The following is a 22,686-nucleotide window of genomic DNA, read 5'->3' as shown; positions in this document are numbered from 1 at the left end:
ACGCCTGATGCCGCGCCGACGGATGCCGGGAGTCCCGATTCAGGGTCCCGTTCCGTTGAGTCGCGGCATCAGTGTTTTCGGTCGGCATCTGCCCGGCGCGCACTCGCTGAGCCGGCACTCGTGAACGTCGATCCCGAGGTTTCGTCCCTGCTGGCGACTCTCGGCGTGCAGATCGACCCGGCCTTGCTTGAGCTCTCTCTCACCCACCGCTCGTACGCGTACGAGCACGGCGGCATACCCAATAATGAGCGCCTCGAATTTCTCGGCGACTCGATTCTGGGGCAGGCCGTGACGGTCATGCTCTATCGGGAGTACACGCAGCTCGACGAGGGTGACCTTGCCAAGCGCCGGGCCAGCCTGGTGTCGAGCGTTGCCCTGGCGGGCATCGCGCGCGGCATCGGCTTGGGTGCGTACGTGCGCCTCGGCCGCGGCGAGATCCTCACCAATGGGCGTGACAAGTCGTCGATCCTTGCCGACACCGTCGAGGCGCTCATCGGAGCGGTCTACCTCGACTCCGGCGGAGAGACGGCGACGGCGCTCGTGCTGCGCCTGATCGAGCCGCTCCTCCGTGACCCAGGGCACTTCGGAGTATCCATGGACCCCAAGACGAGCCTGCAGGAAGCCGCGGCTCGCCTGGGCACCGGGGTTCCCGTGTATTCCATCGCGGAAAGCGGACCCGATCACTCCAAGATCTTCATCGCCACCGTCACCGTGGGTGACGTCAGTGCGGTCGGCGAGGGCACGAGCAAGAAGCACGCCGAGATGGCCGCCGCACTCGACGCCTGGACGCGCCTCAGCGCTCCCTGAGCTGCTGTCAGGCCGTGACGCTGAAAGGCTCGCATGCCCGAACTTCCTGAAGTGGAGGTCGTTCGCGCCGGCCTGGCGCCGGCCGTAACCGGCGCCGTGATCGTCGGCGTCGAGGTCTTCGAGCCACGATCCCTGCGTCGCCATGACGCCGCGAGCGGGCATTTTTCCGACCTGTTGCAGAGCCGGGGCGTACTCGCCGCCGTCCGCCGGGGTAAGTTCCTCTGGCTGCCGCTGGATTCCGGGCGCGCCCTGGTCGTGCACCTCGGAATGAGTGGTCAGGTGCTGCTGCGCAGCCCCGGATCGGACACGGACCGGCACCTGCGCATCCGTTTGCAGATCGAGCACCCGGAACATGGCGAGCTGTGGGTCAACTTCGTCGACCAGCGCATCTTCGGCAGTATGGCCGTGGACTCGATGCAGCCCACCCGCGACGGGCTGACGGCCGGGTACTCCGGGCTCGCAGGCGGCGCGACCGGGGCGGACGGACTAGCCAGTTCGGGCCTGGGCTGGTCGGGGCTGATCCCGTCGCAGGTGGCGCACATCGCGCGCGACCCGCTGGATCCGGGCTTCTCGGCGCCGCTCTTCCTGGCTGCCCTGGCCCGCAAGAAGACCGGGATCAAGCGCGCCCTGCTCGACCAGACCCTGATCAGCGGCATCGGGAACATCTACGCCGACGAGGCCCTTTTTGAGGCCCGGGTGCACTACGAGCAGCCGGCAGACTCCCTGTCGCCCGCGAAGGGGCGGGCGCTGCTCGGCGCGGTCCGCAGCATCCTGAACCGGGCCCTGGCCGAGGGCGGCACCAGTTTCGATGCGCAATACGTGAACGTGAATGGTCAGTCCGGATATTTTTCGCACCGCCTCAACACGTACGGCCGGCAGGGTCTACCGTGCCCCCGCTGCGGCACACTGCTCGTGCGGCAGCAGTTCATGAACCGCAGTTCACACCTCTGCCCGCGATGCCAACGGCTGCGCTGAGGCTCGCTGCCCGCGAGAAGCCTGACTGTTGAACAAAAATACGAAACTCTTTTGAATATCAAGTGAATAACTCTCAACTTCAATCACCATCTTTGCTAACCGCGGACCATGACAACCGCCGCAGATGACCTCAGAGCGGCAACGGATGCCGTCGCCCGCCTGGACTCCTCCTGCGCCGACTAGGAGCACCTCGCCGACGCCGAGGTGCTGGCCGGTCAGAAGCAGATCGCGGCCGCCCGCCGCCTCCTCGACACGCGATCCGCGTGGATGGCGGCGACCATCGCCCGGCGGTCCCGGCCCGAACTCGGCCATTCAGGTCTGGCCCCGCAGCAGGGATTCCTCTCGCCCGAGGCGCTGATCCAAAAGGTGACGGGCTCGACCAAGACCGACGCGTTCAAACTGGTCTCGGTCGGCACGATGATGGCCGGTGCCGAGGCGGCGCAGGCGCGCGTCGAGGCGGCCGTGGAGTCGCCGGACGCTGATGCCGCCGAGGTCGCGGAGTTCGTTGCGAAGGTGCCCTGGCAAGCGCCGATCGCCCGCGCGGTCACCAGGGGCGCTCTCTCCGTCGACGCGGCCGAGTCGATCCGTTTTGGTCTCGGCCAGATCGCCGCGACGGTCACCGCCGACAAGCTCACCGAAGCCCTGACCCCTGCTTCTCGTCGAGGCGTCGACGCTGAACACGGACCAGGTCTTCAGACTGGCGCGGCGCATGCGCGACCGCCTCGACGAGGCCGGCATTGCCGCCTGGGAGAAGCAGGCCCACGACGACCGGTTCCTGAAGGTCTACCGGCTCGGCAACGGCAAGGTGCGTCTGAATGGCCTCTTCGCGACCGAAGACGGCGAGTTCGTGCTCTCCGTCTTCGACTCGATCACCAGCCCTCGCCGCGGCGGGGTGCGCTTCGTCGACAAGGCGAAAGCCGCGTGGGCCACACGCATGCAGGACGACCCCCGCACCACGGACCAGATCGCCGCCGATGCCCTCGTGCAGCTGCTGACGATCGCCGGCGAGGCCGATCAGGGCCGGGTGTTCGGCGGTCGCCGCCCTTCGCCTCAGCTACGTGTGCCGGCTTTGCCCTCTTTGCTGGCTTTGCGGTCTTTTGTTCTTTGGCTTTGGCTTTGGGCTTTTGGTTGTCGGGTCTCGGGATCTGGGTCTTTGGCTCTGGGACTCAGGGTTCGGAAATTCAGGGCTCGGCAGGCTCGAGGGCCGGAGAGCCGGGTTAGAGGGCGTCGCGGCGCCAGGCTCCCTCGTAACCAAGCGGCACGAAGCCGATGGCCTCGTTGACCGTGAGCATGTGCCGGCTCTCCTCAGCGTTATAGGTCATCACCGACGGATGCCCGGGGCGCTCCGCCGCGAGCAGCTCGAGGTTCGCCGTCTTCAGCAGCATCCCCAACCGGCGGCCGCGGTGCTCGCGCAGCACCAGAGTGTCCTCCTGGCTGACCGCGCGGCGGGACTCCGCCGGCACCTCCAGCTCGGTGAATCCCACGAGGTGGCCGCTCGGGCCATGCAGCACCGCCGAGGTCAACGCCGTGCGCCTGCCGGCGGCAGCCTTCTGCTCCTCCTGCATGACGCGCTCGGGCGTCTAGAGCTGCTCCGGTTCGGCAAGGCCGGCGCTCGGGGCATCCGTGCTCATGCGCGTGTAGAGCACCGCCAGATCGGGCAACCATTCCGGCGGGGTGCGATCGACCCACTGCAGCACTGCATAGTCCGGACCCGCGTGCGCGGCGGCGGCGTCGCGCAGTCGACGTAGCTGCGGGGGATCCACCGGCAGGGTATGCCGGCTGGCGCGCACGACCTGCTCGAGGAGGTAGCCGCGGCCCTGAAGGAACCGAACCTCGGGGTTGCCGAGCGGAACCGAACCGAACCCGGTGGGGGAGTGAAGGCGCCCACCCGGCGCTGTCGGTGATGGTGCGTAGACGATCTGAACGCTGCGGTCCTCGGAGTGCGCGATCGCCTCGAGCCGGGCAGTGAGGGCTGAGCCGATGCCTCGCCGTCGGTACTCGGGAAGCACTTCCACGGCCAACCACGCGTGCTCGGCGGAACCCTCCGGAAGGGTCTCGTAGTGACCGCGCCCGACAAGGCGTCCCTTGGACCGGGCCACGAGGAGGCGCTTGGGCTCCCACGCCTGCTTGAGCCAGTCCGGCAGGAGCTCTTCGGCGGTCAGCTCCAGGTCGGTGGTGCCATACGCCTCCGCCTCGACCGTGTTGCGCACCCCGTTTGCCGCCTCGAAATCGGCCCAGCCGGGAGCCTGCGGCGCGGGGGGGATGGCGAGTTCGTCGATCTCGAAGGTGAAGGTCCCCATGATCGGCCAGCGTAGCGCCGCCCCTGCCGCCCCTGCCGCCCCTGCCGCCCGGGTTCGGCCCCAACTCCGAACCAATTCGACGGAGATTTTGCTCAAACCCGGCCCGATACATCCGTTTCCGCTCCAAATCGGCAAAATCTCCGTTGAATTCGTCAGGGACCGCGCCTACCGCCAGGGACCGCGCCTACCGGGCGGTGGCGGCTGTGTCCGGTACCGTTACTGGGGGCGGCGCGCCGGGCAGCCGCGACCCGAGTCAGCGGCGAAAGGGGGCGAAACCGTGTATCTGAAAAGCCTCACGCTCAAAGGCTTCAAATCCTTCGCCCACCCCACCACGTTCGCCTTCGAACCCGGCGTCACCTGCGTGGTCGGGCCCAACGGCTCGGGCAAGTCCAACGTCGTCGACGCACTCGCCTGGGTGATGGGCGAGCAGGGCGCGAAGACCCTTCGCGGCGGCAAGATGGAAGACGTCATTTTCGCCGGCACGTCCACCAAGGGCCCGCTCGGCCGGGCGGCCGTGACGCTGACCATCGACAACACGGATGGCGCGCTACCGATCGACTACACCGAGGTCACCATCTCCCGCACCCTCTTTCGCAACGGTGCGAGTGAGTATGCGATCAACGGGCGCACCTGCCGCCTGCTCGACGTGCAGGAGTTGCTCAGCGACTCCGGCCTCGGCCGGGAGATGCACGTGATCGTGGGGCAGGGGCAGCTCGACGCCGTGCTGCGCGCCAGCCCCGAGGAGCGCCGCGGGTTCATCGAGGAGGCCGCCGGCATTCTCAAGCACCGTCGGCGCAAGGAGAAGACCCTCCGCAAGCTCGACGGCATGCAGGCCAACCTCACCCGGCTCAGCGACCTTGCCGGGGAGATCCGTCGGCAGCTCAAACCGCTCGGGCGCCAGGCCGACATCGCCCGCGAGGCGCAGAGCATCGCCGCCGTCGCCCGCGACGCCCGGGCCCGGCTCCTCGCCGACGACGTGGTCACGCTGCGTATCGCGCTCGACGCGCACGGCCGCACCGAGAGCGAGCGGCACGCCGAACGACTCGTGTTGACCGAACAGCTCGAGACCCGGCAGCGGCGCCTGCGCCGACTCGAGCAAGAGCAGATCGGCGACGCCGTCGACCGGGCCCGGCGCACGAACTTCGGCCTGGAATCCGTGCAGGAGCGCCTGCGCGGCCTCTACACCCTCGCCAACCAGCGGCTGGCCCTGCTCGGCTCGCAGGCCGAGTCCGTGGACGCCGGCCCCAGCGTGACCACGGCGATGCTGACGGATGCCGCCGCCGAGATCGACGCGCTGCGTAGCCGCATCGACGTGGCCGACTCCACCTGGGCTGCCGCCCGCGCGGCCACCGAGGAGGCCCGGGGCCGGCTCGACGCGCTCGACGAACAGATCGCCGCCCAGGCCGTGCTGGTCTCCCGGCACGACCTCCACCTCTCCCAGCTGACCGGGCAGGCCGAGACCGCCGCGGGCCGCCTGGCCTCCGTGCGCGGCGAAGTGCTGCGGCAGCAGAACGCCCTCAATGCTGCCCGTGGCCGGGTCGACACGGCTGAGGCACACCTCGCCGGACTCGCCGCGGACGCCGCGGCGCTCGACGCGGCCGCCGTCGACGCCGGCGAGATCCACCCGGCCGAGGCTGCCGCCGCGGCCCGGTCTGCCGTCGCCCAGGCGGAGGTCGAGGTCGAACGCCTGCGCGACGAATTGCACCTCGGCGAACGCGAACGGGACGCCCTCGCCGCCCGCGCGGGGGCACTGTCCCTCGCTCTGGACCATAAGGACGGCTCGGCGGCCCTGCTCGCTGCGGCCCCGGCGGGCATCCGTGGTCTGGTGGCCGAGCATGTGCGCGTGCGGCCCGGCTACGAGGCCGCCATCGCCGCCGCCCTCGGCTCCCTCGCCGACGCCGTGCTCGCCGACACCTGGAGCGCGGCCGTCGACGCCATCGTGCGCGCCCGCGCCGACGATCTCGGCCGGGTCGAACTTATCGTGGCCGGCACGATCGACGAAGACGCCAGGGCCGACGCCCCGCCCGCAGACGCGACCGGCGATGCGACGGCCGGCACGATCGACGCCGACGCGCCCGGTGACGGCACGGCGGATACCGGCATGTCAGGTATTGGCACGTCGGGTACCGGCACGACGGATGTCCTCGCACCCGACACCCGGCCAGACCTCACCGTGCAGCCCGGGCTGCTCTGGGCCGAATCGGTGATCGACGCGCCACCCGGGGTGCTCGGCCTGCTCCGGCGTACGGTGATCGCCGACGACCTCGACGCCGCCCGAGCCGTCGTAGACCGATTCGGACCCCGATCCGAGGAAGTGGAGACCGTTGGCGTGGAGACCGTTGGCGTGGCGACCGCCGGGCGCGCAGCCCTCCCGATCACCGTCATCACCCGGGCCGGAGACGTATTCAGCGACACCGTGCTGTGCGGTGGTTCCGGGGCCCGGCGCAGCCGCCTCGAGCTCATCGCCGACCGCGATGCGGCCGCCGACTCGCTCGCTGCGGTGCGCATCCGGCTCGAGCAGGTCGTCGCCGACCTCGCCGAGGCCCGCGTCGTGCTGTCCGCCCGCAAGACCCAGGCCCAGGCGGCCACCGCCCGGGTGCGGGCGTTCGAGTCCCGCACGACCGTGCAGGCCGAGAAGACCAACCGGGCCACCGTGCAGCTCGAGGCGGCCACCGCCGAACTGAGTCGGCTCTCCGCCGCCCTCCTACTGCAGGCCGAGGCCGTCGCCGCCCTCGAGGCCGCGAGCGAGATGGCCCGCACCGCGCGCGACGAACAGCGCGCCCGGCCGCGCCCGGTGCCGGATACCGGACCTCGCGACGCGCTCGTCGCCGCCCTCGAGGCCGCGCGCGAAGCCGAGGTCGAGGCCCGGCTCCAGGCCGAGACCGCCCGCGAACGCGTGCGCGCCGGGCAGGCGCGGGCCGACGCGCTAGCGAAACAGCAGACTGCCGCGCGGGCGGCGGCCGAGGAGGCAGCCCGGCGTGCGGTCATCCGTCGCCGTCAGGTGGATGCCGCCAGCCGGGTGGCCGAGGCGCTCCCGCTGGTTCTCGCCTCGGTCGACGCCTCCGCCAGCGAAGCCAGGCTGCGCCTGGCCACCGCCGAGGCGGAGCGCAGCAGCCAGAACGAGGAAATCGCGGCGCTGCGCCGGGAGGACAGCGCTCTGCGCACCCGGTTGCAGGCCGTCACCGAGACCGTGCACGGCCTGGAACTGGCCATCTACGAGAAGAAGCTGCACCTGTCCGGGCTGCTCGAGCGCGCCGTCAGCGACCTCGGTCTGACCGAAGACGTGCTCGTGGCCGAGTACGGGCCCGACCAGCCGATCCCGGGCGCCGTCCAGAACAGCTCAGACCCGACCATCGAACCCGTCCGCTTCGACCGGGACGACCAACAGCGCCGCCTGACCGTCGCCGAGCGCCGCTATGCCCAGCTCGGCCGAGTGAACCCGCTGGCCCTCGAGGAGTTTGCCGCGCTCGAGCAGCGGCACCGCTTCCTCACTGAGCAGCTCACCGACCTCTCCAACACGCGCCGTGACCTGCTCACCATCATCGAGGAGATCGACGAGAAGATGGGTGCCATCTTCGGCAGCGCCTTCGACGACACCCAGGCGGCGTTCGCCGAGGTGTTCCCGGTGCTGTTCCCGGGCGGGAGCGGCAGCATCCGTCTCACCGATCCCGACAGCCTGCTCACGACCGGCATCGAGGTCTCGGTCAAGCCCGCCGGCAAGAAGATCGAGCGGCTCTCGCTGCTGTCGGGCGGAGAGCGCTCGCTCGCCGCCGTGGCCCTGCTGATCGCCATCTTCAAGGCCCGCCCGAGTCCGTTCTACATCATGGACGAGGTCGAGGCTGCCCTCGACGACGCCAACCTCGGCCGGCTGCTGACTATCTTCGAGGACCTGCGCGCCACCAGTCAGCTCATCGTGATCACCCACCAGAAACGCACGATGGAGATCGCGGATGCCCTTTACGGCGTCTCGATGCGCCTCGATGGGGTCTCGGCCGTGGTCGGGCAGCGCATCGCGAAGGATGACGAGCAGGCATCCTGACACGTCGCCGCTGTTCGCCGCTGTCGAGTGAGGAACGCTAGCGCAGCACGGCCAGGAGTCGCGCGCAGGCCTCGTCGACCCGGCGGCAGGCCATGCTGCAGGTGTGCCAGCCCGGATGCAGCCGGGCCATGTTCTCGCAGGCCGCGATCGATGCCCGGGCGGCCTCGCGGCAGGTTTCCAGCAGCGCGATGGTCATCAGCCCGTCCTTGCGCGCATGCCAGGACAGCAGCCGGCTCGTCGACGAACACACCTCGATGCAGTCCAGGTCGGCGAAGAAGCAGCGGGTGATGTCGCCGTTGCCCTTGATGCGGAGGCAGGCGTGCGCGCAGTCCTCGCTTACCGTCACGAGAGCGTCGCACGCCGCGATGCACCGGTTGATCCCGGTGCGCACACTCTCGGGCCCTGTGCTGACTGCCATGCCGACACCCTAGACCGGGTCCGGGCGGCTGTCGGGGGGCTTGCACATTCCTGCTCGTTTTCGGGTGGTCGTTCCAGGACCGAAAGTCCCTCAGAACAACACCCTCACACCGGGCTGAGGGTCTCCGGCGTGTCCGGGCGCTGCACATCGACGAATCCGAGGGCAACGATCGGCTCCGGCCGCGCGGCCGCCAGCGTACGCATCAGGCTGCCGACCGCCGCCGGGCCGTGCGGGAAGGACGTGCCGTGATGTGGACGATGCCGACACAAGAGGATGAGGTCTGGGCCGTCACCCCGTCATTCTGCCGGGTCGGGTCGCTCGTGTGACGGCACGAATCGCACGAACGAGCGTTATCGGGGCGGTGCCGCTCCCGGTCCGCACCATCGGTTCGGAGGTCCACCGCTCGGTACGCGCCGGCTGCGCCGCTTCGCGCGAGGCACACCTGGGGCGCAGCGGCGCAGATACCGCGCGAGCCATAGGCTGTAGGTATGGCAGAACGCACCCCCTGGTCTCTCTCCGGCGCACTGCGCGGCATGTTCGCGAAGAAGCTCATCGACGCCGAAACCTGGGAAGACCTCGAAGACGCGCTCATCCAGGCCGACTTCGGTCCCAGCATCACGGAGGCGGTCGTGGCCGACCTGCGGGCCAAGGTCGCCAGGTACAACACGACCGACCCGACCGACCTGCAACGGATGCTGCGCGAAGGCCTCGAGGAACGGCTCTCCAAGCTCGACTCCACCCTCAACCTCAGCGCGCGGCCTGCCGTCGTGCTCGTCGTCGGCGTCAACGGCGTCGGCAAGACCACCACGATCGGCAAATTCGCAAAGTTCCTGCGCACCTACAACCGCAGCGTGCTGATCGGGGCGGCAGACACGTTCCGTGCGGCCGCCGTGGAACAGCTGGCAACCTGGGCCGAACGGGCGGGCGCCGACATCGTGCGGCCGCAGGCCCACGGCCAGGACCCGGCATCCGTCGCCTTCCAGACCGTCGAGCGGGCCATGAAAGACGGCACGGAGATCGTGATCATCGACACCGCCGGGCGGCTGCAGACCAAGGGCGGCCTGATGGACGAGCTCACCAAGATCCGCAAGGTGATCGAGAAGCAGACCCCGATCGCCGAGGTGCTCCTCGTGCTCGACGCGACGACCGGCCAGAACGGACTGGCCCAGGCCGAGGCCTTCATCCAGCATGCCGGCGTGACCGGGCTCGTGCTCACCAAACTGGACGGATCCGCCAAGGGCGGCTTCGTGCTCGCCGTGCAGGAGAAGACCGGCATCCCCATCAAGCTCGTGGGCCAGGGCGAGGGCATCAACGACCTCACCGGTTTCACGCCGCACGTTTTCGCACAAAAACTCGTCGGATAGGACAGTCATGACCATCGAACACGATTTCTTCGGAATTCTCGGCAGTGACGATGCTGGCGAGGTCTACTGGTCGGATTCGGCCGAACTGGGCGACCAGGACGTGCAGATCGACCTCAGCTCCCCCGACGAGGAGTCCGTCTCGACCGAAGCGCTCGACATTGCGGCGGCCATGGTCAACGACATCGAGGGACTCGATTCGCAGGCCCGCGAATCGCTCGTGGCCGACCTCAGCAAGGAGGGCTCGGTGACGGGCGCATACATCACGACCGAACTCGACGAAATGGATCCCGAGGTTCTCGACGACGCCCTGATCTGGGATTCGGGCGACAAACAAATCGATTTTCTGCGCTCCATCCAGCTGCAGCGGATCGGTTTCCACCCGCACCACTTCCGTAGCGAGGAGCACTTCGCGGTGCTCGAGTACTCGATCAGCCCCGATGACACCGACGCCCTGCTCGTGGTCACGATCGACGTGCACGGCGACCCCGTGCGGATCGCCGTCGAGCAGTAGCGCAGCAGTCCGGTCGGACGTCAGTGCCCCTCCTGGATGGTGCCCTTGGCCGGGTCGCCGAACGGCACGTTCTGCAGCACCTTGACGTCCGTGGGGGCGGCCAGTGCGTCATCGGTGAGCGCACCAAGTTCGGTGATTCCCGCGCCGGTCGCGTGCACCGCGAGGTCGGCGACGCTGGCCCAGCGCTCGACCATGACCACCAGGTCACCGTCGGTGTGCGCGGCATACAGTTCGCAGCCGGTCTCGGCGTGCACCGTGGGGGAGACCACGGCGAACGCGTCCAGGAGCTCCTGGCTGCGACCGGGCTTCGGGGTGAGTACGGCGACGACGACAACGGACATGGTGACTCCTGGCTTCGGATGCGGTTTGCGCACCCGAACAAACGTAGGCTCCGCGACCGGTTAAACTAAACGCATTATGGCTACTTTTGGAAACCTCTCAGATCGCCTGGCCGAGACGTTCAAGAATCTCCGCACCAAGGGCAAGCTCAGCGCGGCGGATGTCGACGGCACCGTGCGCGAGATCCGGTGCGCACTGCTCGACGCCGACGTCGCCCTCGAGGTGGTCAAGGACTTCACCGGCAAGGTGCGCGAGCGTGCCCTCGGCGACGAGGTCAGCAAGGCGCTGAACCCGGCCCAACAGGTCGTCAAGATCGTCAACGAGGAGCTCGTCGAGATCCTCGGCGGTCAGCAGCGCCGACTCGAATTCGCCAAGAAGCCGCCGACCATCATCATGCTCGCCGGCCTCCAGGGTGCCGGTAAGACCACCCTCGCCGGCAAGCTCGCGAAGTGGCTCGCGAAAGACGGCCACACCCCGATCCTGGTCGCGGCCGACCTGCAGCGCCCGAACGCGGTCACCCAGCTCGAGGTCGTCGGCGCCCAGGCGGGCGTGCCCGTCTACGCGCCCGAGCCCGGCAACGGCGTCGGCAACCCGGTCAAGGTCGCCCGCGACGGCGTCAAGTACGCGCAGCAGAAGATGCACGACGTGGTCATCGTCGACACCGCCGGACGCCTCGGCGTCGACGCGGAGATGATGAAGCAGGCCGCGGACATCCGCACGGCCATCGACCCCGACGAAGTGCTCTTCGTGATCGACGCCATGATCGGCCAGGACGCGGTGGCCACCGCCAAGGCGTTCCAGGACGGCGTCGACTTCACCGGCGTGGTGCTCTCCAAGCTCGACGGCGACGCGCGCGGCGGTGCGGCCCTGTCCGTGGCCTCGATCACCGGCCGTCCGATCATGTTCGCGTCGACCGGTGAGAGCCTCGACGACTTCGAGCCGTTCCACCCCGACCGCATGGCCAGCCGCATCCTCGACCTCGGTGACATCCTCACCCTGATCGAGCAGGCGCAGGGTGCCTTCGACGAAGACGAAGCACGCAAGATGGCGGAGAAGTTCTCCACCGACAGTTTCACCCTCGACGACTTCCTCGGGCAGATGCAGCAGCTGCGCAACATGGGTTCGATCAAGAAGATGATGAGCATGCTCCCCGGCGCCGGCGCCATGAAGCAGCAGCTCGAGAACTTCGACGAGCGCGAGATCGTGCGCACCGAGGCCATCATCCAGTCGATGACCAAGGCCGAGCGCACCACCCCGAAGCTGTTGAACGGATCCCGTCGGCTGCGCATCGCCCGCGGCGCCGGATCGACCGTGACCGAGGTCAACCAGCTCGTGTCCCGGTTCGAGCAGGCCGCCAAGATGATGAAGACGGTCGCCAAGGGCGGCATGCCCAACATCCCCGGCATGGGCCCGGTCCCCGGCGGCATGGGCGGCGGCGGCCGTGGCAAGCCGCAGCCCAAGAAGAAGGGCTCGAAGTCAGGCAACCCGGCCAAGCGCGCGGCGGAGAACCTGGCGATCGCGTCCGGTGAGAAGCCCGCTGGCGCAGGCCCCGGTGCGGGCGGCGGCACGGGCTTCGGCCTCGGCGGCGCCAGGAAGGCGGGCGGTCCCACCGAAGACGAGATGGCCGCCCTGCAGAAGATGCTCGGTCGGTGATACTGCGCCGCAAACGCTGAGCCGCTGACTGCGCTGCGGATGCCCCCGGCCGCCGGTTTAGGATGAGCGCATGACCTCCTCCACGCCTTCCTCCACGCCTTCCCCCAGGGCCGACCGAGTGCGTATCGGTGTGCAAATCGCCCCGCAGCACGCCCTCTATCCGAAGATTCGAGTGACCGTGGCGGAGGTCGAGGCCCTAGGCACGGACATCGCGTTCGACTGGGACCATTTCTTTCCGCTCTCCGGCGAGAAGAACGGCCTCCACTTCGAGTCTTGGACGCTCCTCGCGGCCTGGGCGGAGCAGACCTCCACCATCGAGCTGGGCGCGCTGGTCAACTGCAACGGCTACCGCAACCCCGACCTGCAGGCCGACATGGCGCGCACCATCGACCACATCAGCGGCGGCCGGTTCATCTTCGGCACCGGCTCCGGCTGGTTCGAGCGCGACTACGACGAGTATGGCTTCGAGTTCGGCACCGCGGGCACCCGCCTGGACGCCCTCGAAGCCGACCTCCCGCGGATCGAGGCGCGCTGGGCGAAGCTGAACCCGCCGCCCCTGCGCGACATCCCGGTGCTGATCGGCGGCGGGGGCGAGAAGAAGACCCTCCGGATCGTGGCGAGACATGCGGACATCTGGCATTCGTTTTCCACTCCCGCGGTGCTCGAGCACAAGCTCGGCGTGCTCTCGAAGTGGTGTGACACGGTGGGCCGGGACCTCTCCGAGATCGAGATCTCCACCGAGCTGCGGGCCCGCACCGTGACCGAGGCCGACGAGCTCTACGACCTAGGCGCCCGCCTGTTCACCCTTGGGCTGTCCGGCCCGCACTACGACCTGGCCTCGCTCACTGACTGGCTCGCCTGGCGTGATACAAAAAACGCGCTTGAGACGGGCTGCACCCGAGATGCGTGAGTCCTAATCGAGTGGTGGTATCGCTCCCGGAAGGTCAGTCCTGCCCGCACCACGTGGACGCTGATCATCACAGGCGGAACGCCGGCTTCGGTGGTGAACCAATTCGACGGAGATTTTGGTGTGAAACGGGTTTTTCGGTGTGTGACGGGCCGATTCCGCCAAAATCGCCGTCGAATTCGTTGGGGACGGAGTTGCTGCAGGGCCGCGGACCCGAGAGACACGGTGGCCGGAACGCACTCACATCCCGCGTCACGGTCCACTGCCTGCCTGCGTCGACATCACGAACACCCGGCTCGGAACCCCCAAGCCGCGATCCCGCATCGTCCACGGCCATGAAGGCTCAGTCAGCTATGCGGGGAGGCCCGTGCGGAGTTCGCGGGTCAGCGACTTCACGACGGCCGGCAGGCTGCCGCCGTGCGCCTCGGCGACGCGCAGCTGCCGCTGGTAGCTCGCACCCGCGGTGATGATCCGGTTCAGGCTCTGCAGCTCGTCCAGGCAGCCCAGACGCTCGGCGACGGGGGAGAGGATGCCGATCAGCCGGCGCACATCGTCGGTCACCAGGCTTTCGGCGCCCGCGGCATCCGTGATGATCTCGGCGTCCAGGCCGTAGCGAGCGGCCCGCCATTTGTTCTCACGAACGAACCACGGCTGCATCGGCCCGACCGTCTCGCCGGCGTCGAGACGCCCAGACATCCAGTCGACCAGGCACTGGATGAACGCGGCGATGGCGCCGAGTTCCTCCGTCGTGGACACGCCGTCGCAGGCGCGCACCTCGATGGTTCCCCATCGCGGCGAAGGACGGATGTCCCAGCGCACCTCGGTCGCATCCTCGATCACCCCGGTGGCCGTCATATCGGCCACGTAGCGCTCCCAGGCCTCCCAGTCCTGCAGGATCCACGGCAGGCCGGCGGTGGGCAACTGCTGGAACATGAGGGCGCGGTTGGAGGCGTAGCCCGTGTTCACGCCGGCCCAGAACGGGCTCGACGCCGACAGGGCCTGCAGGTGCGGCAGGAAGCCGAGCAGGCCGTTCAAAATCGGGATGACCTTGGCCTTGTCCTCGATCCCCACATGCACGTGGATGCCCCAGATCATCATGTTGCGGCCCCACCACTGGGTGCGGTCGATCAACCGCTGGTAGCGGGCCTCGTCTGTAACCTTCTGGTCGAACCACTGGCTGAACGGATGCGATCCGCTAGAGATGAGTTCGACGCCCCGCGGATCCGTGATGGCGCGCACCTCGTCAACCTGGACGGCGACATCCGTGACGGCGCCCGCAACTGTATGGTGCACCCCCGACACGAGTTCGACCGTGTTCAGGAGCAATTCCCCGGTGATGTGCGGATGCGGCGTGCCGTCGGGCGCGGCCAGAGCCGTCAGCACCTCTTCGGCCAGGCAGACCAGGTCACCCGACTCGCGGTCGACGAGGGCGAGTTCCCACTCGATGCCAATGGTTGACCGTTTCGACCGGGCAAATTCGATCCCCATGCGCGGTCCTTCCGATCCTGGTTCACCCCTTCGGGCGTGGTTGTGTGACAATCCTGACACCGATTGGCGAAGCGGCGCCCCAGCCGGACGCGGGTCCGGTGATGACCGCGCCGCCCAGCCGGTCGATTATCAGAAAGTCGTCGATGTCTGACAGAATAGTTAGTCGAGTTCTCTTGCGTCCGACCCTCTACTCAGGCGCAGGAAAAAACCTTATTGAGCTTGTGCCGAGTGTGCCCCCACGCTCACGGCCCTCAGTTCGCCAAAAATCAAATACACAGGAGAATTGTGGCTGTCAAAATTCGTTTGAAGCGCATGGGCAAGATCCGTGCACCGTACTACCGCATCGTCGTTGCCGACGCGCGCACCAAGCGCGATGGTCGTGTCATCGAAGAGATCGGCATCTACCACCCCACGCAGGAGCCCTCCGTCATCGAGGTCAAGTCCGAGCGTGCCCTGTACTGGCTGGGCGTTGGAGCACAGCCGACAGAGCAGGTTGAGGCTCTCCTCAAGCTGACCGGCGACTGGGGCATCTTCAAGGGTGACAAGAACGCCGTCAGTACCGTGAAGTTCAAGGAGCCGAAGGCTCCGTTCGTCGCCGACGAGAAGAAGAAGCCGGTTCTGAAGCCGAAGGCCGTCAAGCCTGTGGCCAAGGAAGAGGCACCCAAGGAGACCGAGGCTGCCGCGGAGGCAACCGAAGAGGACAAGGCGTAATTTTGCTCGCTCCCGCGCTCGAGCATCTTGTCAAGGGGATCGTCGATCACCCGGACGATGTGCATGTTGTGACCCAGACGTCCCCACGGGGCGAGGTTCTCGAGGTTCGTGTGAGCCCCGAAGACCTCGGCCGCGTGATCGGGCGTTCCGGGCGCACCGCCAAGGCACTGCGCACCCTCGTGGCCGCGCTGGCCGACGGCCGGCGCGTGCGCGTTGACGTCGTCGACACCGATTTCTGAACTGGTAAATGAGTAGTTGGATATGAGTTCGGTGAACGACAGTACGACTCCGCGCAGCCAGTTGAGGGTGGGGCGCCTGACCAAGGCGCACGGTCTCAAGGGCGCGATCAAGCTGGAATTGTTCACGGATGACCCGGGACGTCGTTTCGTCCCGGGCGCCGTGTTCACCCTGCAGGTGCCCACGGGTTCACCCTGGCACGGCAAGAAAATCGAGCTCGTCGAGCTCCGCTGGTACAACCAGCACGCGGTCGGCTTCTTCAAGGATGTCCCCGACCGTGAAGCGGCCGAAGCCCTCGCCAAGGCGATCCTCTGGATCGACCAAGACGACGCGGAACAGTCCGGCGAAGAAGACGCCTGGTACGACCACCAGTTGATCGGCCTCTCCGTCGTGCGCGACGGCGTCCAGATCGGAACCATCGCGCGGCTGGAGCACCTTCCCGCGCAGGACCTGTTGATCGTGAAGACCCCCGCCGCCGAGGTCATGATCCCATTCGTGAAGGCCATCGTGCCCTCCGTCGACATCACGACCGGCATCGTCACCATCACCCCGCCTCCCGGCTTGCTCGAAGAGCTCCCGGAGGAACCGGACGACGACGATGACAACGTCGACAATAGTGACAACACCGCAGCCACGGCTGCCCCCGAAACTGAATCAGAACCCCAGGCCGAGGTTGACGGAGCCCCCGGCCGGAGCTGAAACACCTCCTCGGGGAGAGGCGCGCCGCGCCCGACCGGCTCCCCACCTCGTCACGACGCGGCAGACCTCTTATTGGAGCACCGTCGCATGTCGTACGTTAAACCGAGCCAACTCGTCGATGACATCACTCACTCCGGCATGCTTAAAACGCAACTGACCCTGGGGCAAATGGTGATGCGGGGTGCGCTTGCCGGGGCGATTCTCGGAGCGGCCACGACCGTCGCCTTAACCGCCACGGCCCAGACCGGGCTGCCGATCGTCGGGGCCGTGCTCTTCCCGGTCGGATTCGCGATGATCCTGCTATTGGGCCTCGAGCTGGTCACCGGTAGCTTCGCCCTTGTCCCGCTTGCGATCATGGAAAGGCGCACGACGGTCACCCGGGGACTCAGGAACTTCTTCGTGGTCATTCTCGCCCACCTCTTCGGGGCCGGACTGTACGCCTTCCTCTACACGACGTCGATCACTTACTTGGGCACGGACATGTCCGACCCGATGGTCCAGGCCATCATCGACCTCGCCGAGCACAAGGTGCTGCCCTACGAGGCGGTCGGTGCCGGCGGCATCCTTGTCGTGATCATCAAGGCCATGCTCTGCAACTGGATGGTCGCCATCGGCACCATCATGTTCTATACGTCCAAGTCCACGGGGGGCAAGATCCTCGCGATGTGGCTGCCGGTGACGACCTTCTTCAGCCTCGGCCTCGAGCACGCGATCGTCAACATGTTCGCGATCCCGGCCGGCATCATGCTCGGCGCCGACGTCACGGTCGGGCAGTGGTGGGTATGGAACCAGGCCCCGGTGCTCCTTGGCAACGTCCTGGGCGCCATCCTCTTCACCGCGCTGCCAATCTACTTCTCGCACCGTACCCATGTGAACCGCGCCCCGGCATCCGGTGAAGCAGTCGACGTCGACGCGGAGGTGGCCGCCGAGGCGACCGAGCCTGCCGAACCCACGCTCGTTCGCTCGTAGACTTCTCCCGTGCGTATCGACATCATCACGATCTTTCCGGAGTTCTTCTCCGTCCTCGACGTCTCCCTGGTTGGCAAGGCCCGGCAATCGGGGCTGATCGACCTTCGGGTGCACAACCTGCGCGACCACACCCACGACCGGCACCACTCCGTCGACGACACGCCCTACGGCGGCGGCGCCGGCATGGTGATGAAGCCGGAGCCATGGGGTGACGCGATCGACGCGATCCTCACCGACGTGCACCCGGGTGCCGAGCCGCCGGATGCGTCCGTCATGCCCGAAACGACGGCGACGGATGCCAGTCCGCTCCTGATCTTCCCGTCCCCGGCTGGGGATTTGTTCACGCAGGCCATGGCCCGGGAGTTGGCCGAGGAATCGAACCTCATCTTCGGCTGCGGACGCTACGAGGGCATCGACCAGCGGGTCTTCGACCACTTCGAGCAGGACGGCCGGGTGCGCTTGGTCAGTCTCGGCGACTACGTGCTCAACGGGGGAGAGGTGGCCGTGATGGCCATGATCGAGGCCGTCGGTCGTCTGATCCCGGGGGTCGTCGGCAACCCGGAAAGCCTTGTCGAGGAATCCCACGAGGACGGCCTCCTCGAATATCCGAGCTACACGAAGCCCGCGGCCTGGCGCGGCCTCGACGTTCCGTCGGTGTTGCTCAGTGGCAACCACGGCGCCGTCGCGGCGTGGCGGCGGGAGCAGCAATTCTTGCGCACGGCCCGGGTGCGCCCGGACCTTCTGCCGCCAGCGAACTGAGCTCGCCGGAGCAGGTCGCCCGGGTAGTCTGGTTTCGTGTTCGTACGCAGGTTCTTCTACTACTGGCAGTTCATTGCCGTCCTCGTGCTTCCGGCGTGGCTCCTGGTCGGCGCCTCCGTTTACGGCAGCGGCGGCTGGGACGTGGTCGGCAGCTTCTTCGGCGGCCTCGTGGTCGGTGTGGGCCTGCTCACCGTGAGCCTGATCTTCTTCGCCCGCACCGAGGTGCGCAGCACCCGCATGGTGTCGTGGGCCGACGTGGGCATCCTCACGCTCTGGCACGCCCTGATCGTGGGCATGGGCTTTACCTACGACGTCGCGCCGGGCCTCGCCGCGCTGGTGATCGTGGTCGGAATCGGCGCGTTCTGGTTCGCCATCTGGGAGCTGATCGCCGCCGCCCGCCGCAGCATGCGGGCCATGATGCTCCTGGTCGAGGAGACGGCGAGGGGCCCCGCGTTCCTGCCGACCGTGCCGCCCACGCTGCCGCCGACCGACGGTTTCATCCCCACGCCGGATCCCTCCGTCATCATCGTGCGCGAGCATTCACTCCGCCCGCCCGGGGAGTCGTTCGAGAAGAAGGAATCCGGGAAGAAGCACGGTCAGGCGCCGGAGGCCTGACCTTCACCCAGCTTTTGCGGGCATGGTGCGTTTCGTGACATAATCATCGCTTGTGCCGTGGCAAGCCTCTGCCACAGGGGAGCTGCAAGGTATCGGCACGAAACACACTCATTCATTTGCTGATTCGCTCGCCTCGCGTGTCGGATCGCATAAGCCGTAGTCGTCCTGTGGCGGATACAGAGAGCGAACAGTATGCATATTCTCGACCAGGTGGATGCCCCATCCCTCCGCAAGGACATTCCGGCGTTCCGCGCCGGCGACACCGTCAAGGTCCACGTCAACATCGTTGAGGGCGCTCGCTCTCGTGTGCAGGTCTTCCAGGGAGTCGTCATCGGACGCTCCGGCGAAGGCGTGCGCGAAACGTTCTGCGTACGCAAGGTCAGCTTCCAGGTCGGCGTCGAGCGTACCTTCCCGGTGCACTCCCCGGTGATCGACCGCATCGAGGTCGTCACCCGTGGTGACGTGCGTCGCGCGAAGCTGTACTACCTGCGCAACCTGCGCGGCAAGAAGGCCAAGATCAAGGAGAAGCGCGACTAACACCCGTCGCAGTCGACTTCCAGCTTGCGCTGAATTCCCCCTGAGCTCCTCACCCGTACACTGGGTCAGGAGCTCAGGCGGTTTAATGACAGATAATTCTCTGCCCACGCGATCCAATCGCCAGGGAACAGAAACAAAGCGCAAGAAGCGCGGCGTTGCACTCTTTATACGTGACCTGCTGGTCATCTTCGTGGTGGCGCTGCTCATCTCGTTCCTGATCAAGACGTTCCTGGTGCGCTCGTTCTACATTCCCTCCGGGTCGATGGAGACCACCCTCCTGATCAACGACCGGATCATCGTGAACCAGCTCGAACCGAAACTGATCCCGGTCGAACGCGGCGACGTCGTCGTGTTCCGGGATCCGGGCGGCTGGCTGCTGCCGCAGGCGCCCCTCGAGCAGAACGCCGTCATCGCCGCCGTGGACTGGGTCATGGCCGCGGTGGGGCTGTCGGCGCCGGACAGCAACGACCACCTGATCAAACGCGTCATCGGGCTGCCGGGCGACCACGTCACCTGCTGCAACCCGCTCGGCCAGATGAGCGTCAACGACGTGCCTCTGTCCGAACCCTATGTGTCTCTGCCGACCGGGGAGACGAGCGTTTCGCAGGACGACTTCGACATCGTCGTGCCAGACGGCTCGCTCTGGGTGATGGGTGACAACCGCTACAACTCCAAGGACTCCCGCTACAACACCGAGACCCCCGGCAAGGGGTTCGTGCCCATCGACAACGTCGTCGGGCGCGCCCTCGTGATCAGCTGGCCGACCGCGCGCTGGTCCTGGCTCGACGACTACCCGGAGGTCTTCCAGGGCGTCCCCACGGAGACGAGGTAGGGAATGGTCGTGGATCCGACCCTCGACGTCGAACGGGCGTTGCTGGCCGCCGGGGCGACCTGCGTGATCGGCGTCGACGAGGTCGGCCGCGGCGCCCTTGCCGGTCCGGTGGGGGTAGGTGTGGCCGTCGTCAACGCCTCAGCTTCGGCCTTCCCGGCCGGTTTGCGCGACTCCAAGATGCTCAGTGAACTCCGGCGCGGGCTCCTTGCGCCGCTGGCTGTCGCCTGGGCGCTGCACTCAGCGGTCGGCCTCGCGACGCCGCTGGAGGTCGACCGACTGGGCATCATCGCCGCGCTCGGCCTGGCCGGCAAGCGGGCCCTCGCGCAGCTGTTCGCGGCCGGGGTCGACATCACCGGCGCCGTGGTGCTTTTGGACGGCAACGACGACTGGCTGAACAGGGCACTGAGCACTCCGCTCAACGTGGTGACGCGCGTGCGGGCCGACCAGGACTGCGCGTCGGTGGCCGCGGCATCCGTGATCGCGAAGGTGCACCGCGACGCTCTGATGATCGAGGCGGATGCCGTGACGCCCGGCTACGAGTGGGCCGGCAACAAGGGCTACGGCAGCCCCGCCCACATGGCGGCGATCGCCCTGCTCGGACCCACTCTGCTGCATCGCAAATCCTGGCTGAAGATCACAGCGTAGGATTGAGGAACCATGGAAGAAGATGAATTCGAGGACTACGACCGCGAGGTCGAGCTGGCCCTGTACCGCGAGTACCGAGATGTTGTGGGGCAGTTTCAGTACGTCGTCGAGACCGAACGACGCTTCTATCTCGCGAACGAGGTCGAGCTGGTGCGCCGTGACACGGAGCACGACTTCTACTTCGAATTGACCATGAAAGATGTCTGGGTCTGGGACGTCTACCGTTCCGACCGGTTCGTGAAGTCGGTGCGGGTGCTGACCTTCAAAGACGTCAACGTCGAGGAACTCGCGTCCAAGGAGTTCGAACTGCCGAAGGAACTCGCGCTCGACGAGTAGCACAACGAAGACTCAGGCCTGGGGGTCTGCACACTCGGCGCAACGATGCGGTCGAGAACGAAGGGTATGTCTTTTGCTTCAGGAATCTGATCGCGCTCTGGCCTCGTGGATCAACCGGGAGGCACTCGCTGAAGAGATGATCCCCTTGATCGGCCGTCTGTATCGGGAAAATCACGTCGTCACGAGCGTGCACGGCCGGGGACTGGTCAACCAGTCGGTGATCGGACTGCTCAAGGCGCACCGCTTCGCGCGCCACATCGACGATGTGGAACTGCCCCTGGAGGAGACCCTGCCGCTGCTGCAGACCCTCAGCACCCTCCGGCTCGGGACCGCGTCGATCGACCTCGGCCGGCTGGCCATGACCTACAAACTCGAGGGTGCCGGGCGCGGCCGGGAGGAATTCCTCCGGGCCGAGCTGGCGGATGTCGTCGACCGGCAGGGTGACTTCGTCACCGCGGGCACGGATGTCGTGCTGTACGGCTTCGGCCGGATCGGACGTCTCCTCGCGCGCATCCTGATCGACCACGCCGGCGGGGGACAGGGTTTGCGCCTGCGGGCCATCGTGGTGCGCCGCGGGTCGGACAACGACATCGTCAAGCGGGCGAGCCTGCTGCGCCGCGACTCGGTGCACGGACCATTCGAGGGCACCATCACCGTCGACCCGGTGGGCAACACGATCCTCGCCAACGGCACGCTGATTCAGGTCATCTACTCGAGCGACCCGGCCACCGTCGACTACACCCGATACGGCATCCAGAACGCTGTCGTGGTCGACAACACGGGACGCTGGCGCGACGCCGACGGACTCCGCCAGCACCTGGCCTGCCCGGGTGTCGCCCGGGTGCTGCTCACGGCTCCGGGCAAGGGCGCGCTGAAGAACATCGTGCACGGCATCAACCACGACGCCATCACCGCGGACGACACCATCATCACGGCGGCATCCTGCACCACCAACGCGATCACGCCCGTGCTCAAGGCCGTGAACGACCGCTTCGGTATCCGGGAAGGCCATGTGGAGACGGTGCACTCGTTCACCAACGACCAGAACCTGATCGACAACTTCCATTCGGGCGACCGCCGCGGGCGCAGCGCCGCCCTGAACATGGTGATCACCGAGACAGGGGCCGCGAAGGCCGTCGCCAAGGCGCTGCCCGAGCTGGCCGGCAAGCTCACCGGCAACGCCATCCGGGTGCCCACGCCCGACGTGTCGATGGCGATCCTCAACCTCACCCTCACGCAGGGCACCACCAAGGACGAGCTCAACACCTACCTGCGCACCATGTCGCTGCACTCCGAGTTGCACAAGCAGATCGACTACATCGACTCGCCCGAGGTGGTCTCCAGCGACTTCCTCGGCTCCCGCCGGGCCGGCATCGTCGACGGCCTGGCCACCATCTGCACCGACACGAAGGCCGTGCTGTACGTCTGGTACGACAACGAATACGGGTACAGCTGCCAGGTCATCCGGGTGCTCGAGGAGATGGCGGGCGTGCATCCGCCGGTGTTCCCGAAGGTGTTGATCGAGCCGGTCGCCCTGGTCTGAGT

Annotated in this window: 25 protein-coding genes; 19 read left to right on the top strand and 6 right to left on the bottom strand. The window is 67.3% G+C overall.

The annotated features are described in order from the left end of the window. Positions 1-147: 147 nt before the first annotated feature. Entirely contained in the window at positions 148-807 is a 660-nt protein-coding gene (rnc, locus tag E3N94_RS06975; RefSeq protein ID WP_241976707.1) for a ribonuclease III, read from the top strand. A gap of 33 nt (positions 808-840) precedes the next feature. Next, positions 841-1,782 (top strand): Fpg/Nei family DNA glycosylase, encoded by a 942-nt coding sequence (locus tag E3N94_RS06970; RefSeq protein ID WP_134419978.1) that lies wholly within the window; start codon positions 841-843, stop codon positions 1,780-1,782. Positions 1,783-2,094: 312 nt separating this feature from the next. On the opposite strand, the gene E3N94_RS06965 is transcribed toward E3N94_RS06970, so the two are convergent. Then, entirely contained in the window at positions 2,095-2,493 is a 399-nt protein-coding gene (locus E3N94_RS06965; RefSeq protein WP_134569986.1) for a hypothetical protein, read from the bottom strand. Between E3N94_RS06965 and E3N94_RS06960 the strand changes: the two genes are divergently transcribed. Further along, on the top strand, positions 2,492-3,064 hold the full coding sequence (locus E3N94_RS06960; RefSeq protein ID WP_241976701.1) for a hypothetical protein: 573 nt from the start codon (positions 2,492-2,494) through the stop codon (positions 3,062-3,064). The genes E3N94_RS06965 and E3N94_RS06960 overlap by 2 nt on opposite strands. On the opposite strand, the gene E3N94_RS06955 is transcribed toward E3N94_RS06960, so the two are convergent. Next, the gene (locus E3N94_RS06955; protein WP_134341759.1) at positions 3,000-3,347 is read right to left on the bottom strand and encodes a hypothetical protein; all 348 of its coding nucleotides are present in this window, start codon (positions 3,345-3,347) and stop codon (positions 3,000-3,002) included. The genes E3N94_RS06960 and E3N94_RS06955 overlap by 65 nt on opposite strands. A gap of 15 nt (positions 3,348-3,362) precedes the next feature. Then, positions 3,363-4,082 carry a GNAT family N-acetyltransferase gene (locus tag E3N94_RS06950; protein ID WP_134419981.1) on the bottom strand — a complete coding sequence of 240 codons (720 nt, stop codon included), beginning with the start codon at positions 4,080-4,082 and terminating at the stop codon, positions 3,363-3,365. A 277-nt stretch (positions 4,083-4,359) separates the two neighbouring features. On the opposite strand from E3N94_RS06950, the gene E3N94_RS06945 reads away from it, so the two are divergent. After that, positions 4,360-8,121 carry an AAA family ATPase gene (locus E3N94_RS06945; protein WP_134569985.1) on the top strand — a complete coding sequence of 1,254 codons (3,762 nt, stop codon included), beginning with the start codon at positions 4,360-4,362 and terminating at the stop codon, positions 8,119-8,121. A gap of 37 nt (positions 8,122-8,158) precedes the next feature. On the opposite strand, the gene E3N94_RS06940 is transcribed toward E3N94_RS06945, so the two are convergent. Next, positions 8,159-8,539, bottom strand: a complete 381-nt coding sequence (locus E3N94_RS06940) for a four-helix bundle copper-binding protein (protein ID WP_134342632.1) — start codon at positions 8,537-8,539, stop codon at positions 8,159-8,161. 488 nt (positions 8,540-9,027) lie between these two features. On the opposite strand from E3N94_RS06940, the gene ftsY reads away from it, so the two are divergent. Further along, a complete protein-coding gene (gene ftsY / locus E3N94_RS06935; protein ID WP_104103088.1) occupies positions 9,028-9,903 on the top strand; it encodes a signal recognition particle-docking protein FtsY in 876 nt (291 codons plus the stop codon). Positions 9,904-9,910: 7 nt separating this feature from the next. Further along, positions 9,911-10,414: a DUF2004 domain-containing protein gene (locus E3N94_RS06930; protein ID WP_134342631.1), complete on the top strand. Its 504-nt coding sequence runs from the start codon at positions 9,911-9,913 to the stop codon at positions 10,412-10,414. A gap of 20 nt (positions 10,415-10,434) precedes the next feature. Here the strand turns inward: E3N94_RS06930 and E3N94_RS06925 are convergent, their stop codons facing one another. Beyond that, positions 10,435-10,755, bottom strand: coding sequence for a putative quinol monooxygenase (locus tag E3N94_RS06925; RefSeq protein ID WP_134342630.1), 321 nt, complete (start codon positions 10,753-10,755; stop codon positions 10,435-10,437). Between the two features lie 76 nt (positions 10,756-10,831). Here E3N94_RS06925 and ffh point away from each other — a divergent pair, with 76 nt between their 5' ends. Continuing rightward, positions 10,832-12,406: a signal recognition particle protein gene (gene ffh / locus E3N94_RS06920; RefSeq protein WP_134569984.1), complete on the top strand. Its 1,575-nt coding sequence runs from the start codon at positions 10,832-10,834 to the stop codon at positions 12,404-12,406. 70 nt (positions 12,407-12,476) lie between these two features. After that, on the top strand, positions 12,477-13,316 hold the full coding sequence (locus tag E3N94_RS06915) for an LLM class F420-dependent oxidoreductase (protein ID WP_104103100.1): 840 nt from the start codon (positions 12,477-12,479) through the stop codon (positions 13,314-13,316). A gap of 348 nt (positions 13,317-13,664) precedes the next feature. Here the strand turns inward: E3N94_RS06915 and E3N94_RS06910 are convergent, their stop codons facing one another. Next, positions 13,665-14,801 carry a glutamate--cysteine ligase gene (locus E3N94_RS06910; protein WP_134343029.1) on the bottom strand — a complete coding sequence of 379 codons (1,137 nt, stop codon included), beginning with the start codon at positions 14,799-14,801 and terminating at the stop codon, positions 13,665-13,667. Between the two features lie 285 nt (positions 14,802-15,086). Between E3N94_RS06910 and rpsP the strand changes: the two genes are divergently transcribed. The 11 genes from rpsP (at position 15,087) to E3N94_RS06855 (ending at position 22,684) form a co-directional block, all read left to right on the top strand. Then, a complete protein-coding gene (gene rpsP, locus E3N94_RS06905) occupies positions 15,087-15,512 on the top strand; it encodes a 30S ribosomal protein S16 (protein ID WP_104103105.1) in 426 nt (141 codons plus the stop codon). A gap of 2 nt (positions 15,513-15,514) precedes the next feature. Continuing rightward, complete coding sequence (locus E3N94_RS06900; protein WP_104103108.1) at positions 15,515-15,751, top strand: RNA-binding protein; 237 nt, start codon at positions 15,515-15,517, stop codon at positions 15,749-15,751. Positions 15,752-15,782: 31 nt separating this feature from the next. Further along, positions 15,783-16,448 carry a ribosome maturation factor RimM gene (gene rimM / locus E3N94_RS06895; RefSeq protein ID WP_241973146.1) on the top strand — a complete coding sequence of 222 codons (666 nt, stop codon included), beginning with the start codon at positions 15,783-15,785 and terminating at the stop codon, positions 16,446-16,448. Positions 16,449-16,535: 87 nt separating this feature from the next. Beyond that, positions 16,536-17,417: a formate/nitrite transporter family protein gene (locus E3N94_RS06890; protein WP_134343031.1), complete on the top strand. Its 882-nt coding sequence runs from the start codon at positions 16,536-16,538 to the stop codon at positions 17,415-17,417. A gap of 9 nt (positions 17,418-17,426) precedes the next feature. Next, complete coding sequence (trmD, locus tag E3N94_RS06885) at positions 17,427-18,176, top strand: tRNA (guanosine(37)-N1)-methyltransferase TrmD (protein WP_104103117.1); 750 nt, start codon at positions 17,427-17,429, stop codon at positions 18,174-18,176. Positions 18,177-18,212: 36 nt separating this feature from the next. Continuing rightward, on the top strand, positions 18,213-18,791 hold the full coding sequence (locus E3N94_RS06880) for an MFS transporter (RefSeq protein WP_104103120.1): 579 nt from the start codon (positions 18,213-18,215) through the stop codon (positions 18,789-18,791). A gap of 192 nt (positions 18,792-18,983) precedes the next feature. Continuing rightward, positions 18,984-19,328: a 50S ribosomal protein L19 gene (gene rplS / locus E3N94_RS06875; protein ID WP_104195167.1), complete on the top strand. Its 345-nt coding sequence runs from the start codon at positions 18,984-18,986 to the stop codon at positions 19,326-19,328. Positions 19,329-19,413: 85 nt separating this feature from the next. After that, positions 19,414-20,160, top strand: a complete 747-nt coding sequence (gene lepB, locus E3N94_RS06870; protein ID WP_104103128.1) for a signal peptidase I — start codon at positions 19,414-19,416, stop codon at positions 20,158-20,160. Between the two features lie 3 nt (positions 20,161-20,163). Further along, a complete protein-coding gene (locus tag E3N94_RS06865; protein WP_134343032.1) occupies positions 20,164-20,805 on the top strand; it encodes a ribonuclease HII in 642 nt (213 codons plus the stop codon). A gap of 12 nt (positions 20,806-20,817) precedes the next feature. After that, positions 20,818-21,141 carry a DUF2469 family protein gene (locus E3N94_RS06860; protein ID WP_066596196.1) on the top strand — a complete coding sequence of 108 codons (324 nt, stop codon included), beginning with the start codon at positions 20,818-20,820 and terminating at the stop codon, positions 21,139-21,141. Positions 21,142-21,214: 73 nt separating this feature from the next. Continuing rightward, a complete protein-coding gene (locus E3N94_RS06855; RefSeq protein ID WP_134374264.1) occupies positions 21,215-22,684 on the top strand; it encodes a glyceraldehyde-3-phosphate dehydrogenase in 1,470 nt (489 codons plus the stop codon). Positions 22,685-22,686 lie beyond the last annotated feature (2 nt).

Origin of the sequence: Cryobacterium sp. Sr3 (assembly GCF_004402835.1) — a bacterium.
Classification (GTDB): domain Bacteria; phylum Actinomycetota; class Actinomycetes; order Actinomycetales; family Microbacteriaceae; genus Cryobacterium; species Cryobacterium sandaracinum.
The sequence above is the reverse complement of the archived record's forward strand: the minus strand, read 5'-3'. Positions and strand labels throughout refer to the sequence as shown.

What these genes read in the sequence shown, in the direction of transcription:
- E3N94_RS06940 (WP_134342632.1), bottom strand. Translation starts at nt 8,539, where the DNA reads ATGGCAGTCAGCACAGGGCCCGAGAGTGTGCGCACCGGGATCAACCGG.
- E3N94_RS06915 (WP_104103100.1), top strand. Translation starts at nt 12,477, where the DNA reads ATGACCTCCTCCACGCCTTCCTCCACGCCTTCCCCCAGGGCCGACCGA.
- E3N94_RS06955 (WP_134341759.1), bottom strand. Translation starts at nt 3,347, where the DNA reads ATGCAGGAGGAGCAGAAGGCTGCCGCCGGCAGGCGCACGGCGTTGACC.
- E3N94_RS06930 (WP_134342631.1), top strand. Translation starts at nt 9,911, where the DNA reads ATGACCATCGAACACGATTTCTTCGGAATTCTCGGCAGTGACGATGCT.
- E3N94_RS06865 (WP_134343032.1), top strand. Translation starts at nt 20,164, where the DNA reads ATGGTCGTGGATCCGACCCTCGACGTCGAACGGGCGTTGCTGGCCGCC.
- E3N94_RS06910 (WP_134343029.1), bottom strand. Translation starts at nt 14,801, where the DNA reads ATGGGGATCGAATTTGCCCGGTCGAAACGGTCAACCATTGGCATCGAG.
- E3N94_RS06970 (WP_134419978.1), top strand. Translation starts at nt 841, where the DNA reads ATGCCCGAACTTCCTGAAGTGGAGGTCGTTCGCGCCGGCCTGGCGCCG.
- E3N94_RS06860 (WP_066596196.1), top strand. Translation starts at nt 20,818, where the DNA reads ATGGAAGAAGATGAATTCGAGGACTACGACCGCGAGGTCGAGCTGGCC.
- ftsY (WP_104103088.1), top strand. Translation starts at nt 9,028, where the DNA reads ATGGCAGAACGCACCCCCTGGTCTCTCTCCGGCGCACTGCGCGGCATG.
- E3N94_RS06925 (WP_134342630.1), bottom strand. Translation starts at nt 10,755, where the DNA reads ATGTCCGTTGTCGTCGTCGCCGTACTCACCCCGAAGCCCGGTCGCAGC.
- rplS (WP_104195167.1), top strand. Translation starts at nt 18,984, where the DNA reads ATGCATATTCTCGACCAGGTGGATGCCCCATCCCTCCGCAAGGACATT.
- E3N94_RS06890 (WP_134343031.1), top strand. Translation starts at nt 16,536, where the DNA reads ATGTCGTACGTTAAACCGAGCCAACTCGTCGATGACATCACTCACTCC.
- E3N94_RS06965 (WP_134569986.1), bottom strand. Translation starts at nt 2,493, where the DNA reads ATGCGCCGCGCCAGTCTGAAGACCTGGTCCGTGTTCAGCGTCGACGCC.
- E3N94_RS06960 (WP_241976701.1), top strand. Translation starts at nt 2,492, where the DNA reads ATGCGCGACCGCCTCGACGAGGCCGGCATTGCCGCCTGGGAGAAGCAG.
- lepB (WP_104103128.1), top strand. Translation starts at nt 19,414, where the DNA reads ATGACAGATAATTCTCTGCCCACGCGATCCAATCGCCAGGGAACAGAA.
- E3N94_RS06950 (WP_134419981.1), bottom strand. Translation starts at nt 4,082, where the DNA reads ATGGGGACCTTCACCTTCGAGATCGACGAACTCGCCATCCCCCCCGCG.
- ffh (WP_134569984.1), top strand. Translation starts at nt 10,832, where the DNA reads ATGGCTACTTTTGGAAACCTCTCAGATCGCCTGGCCGAGACGTTCAAG.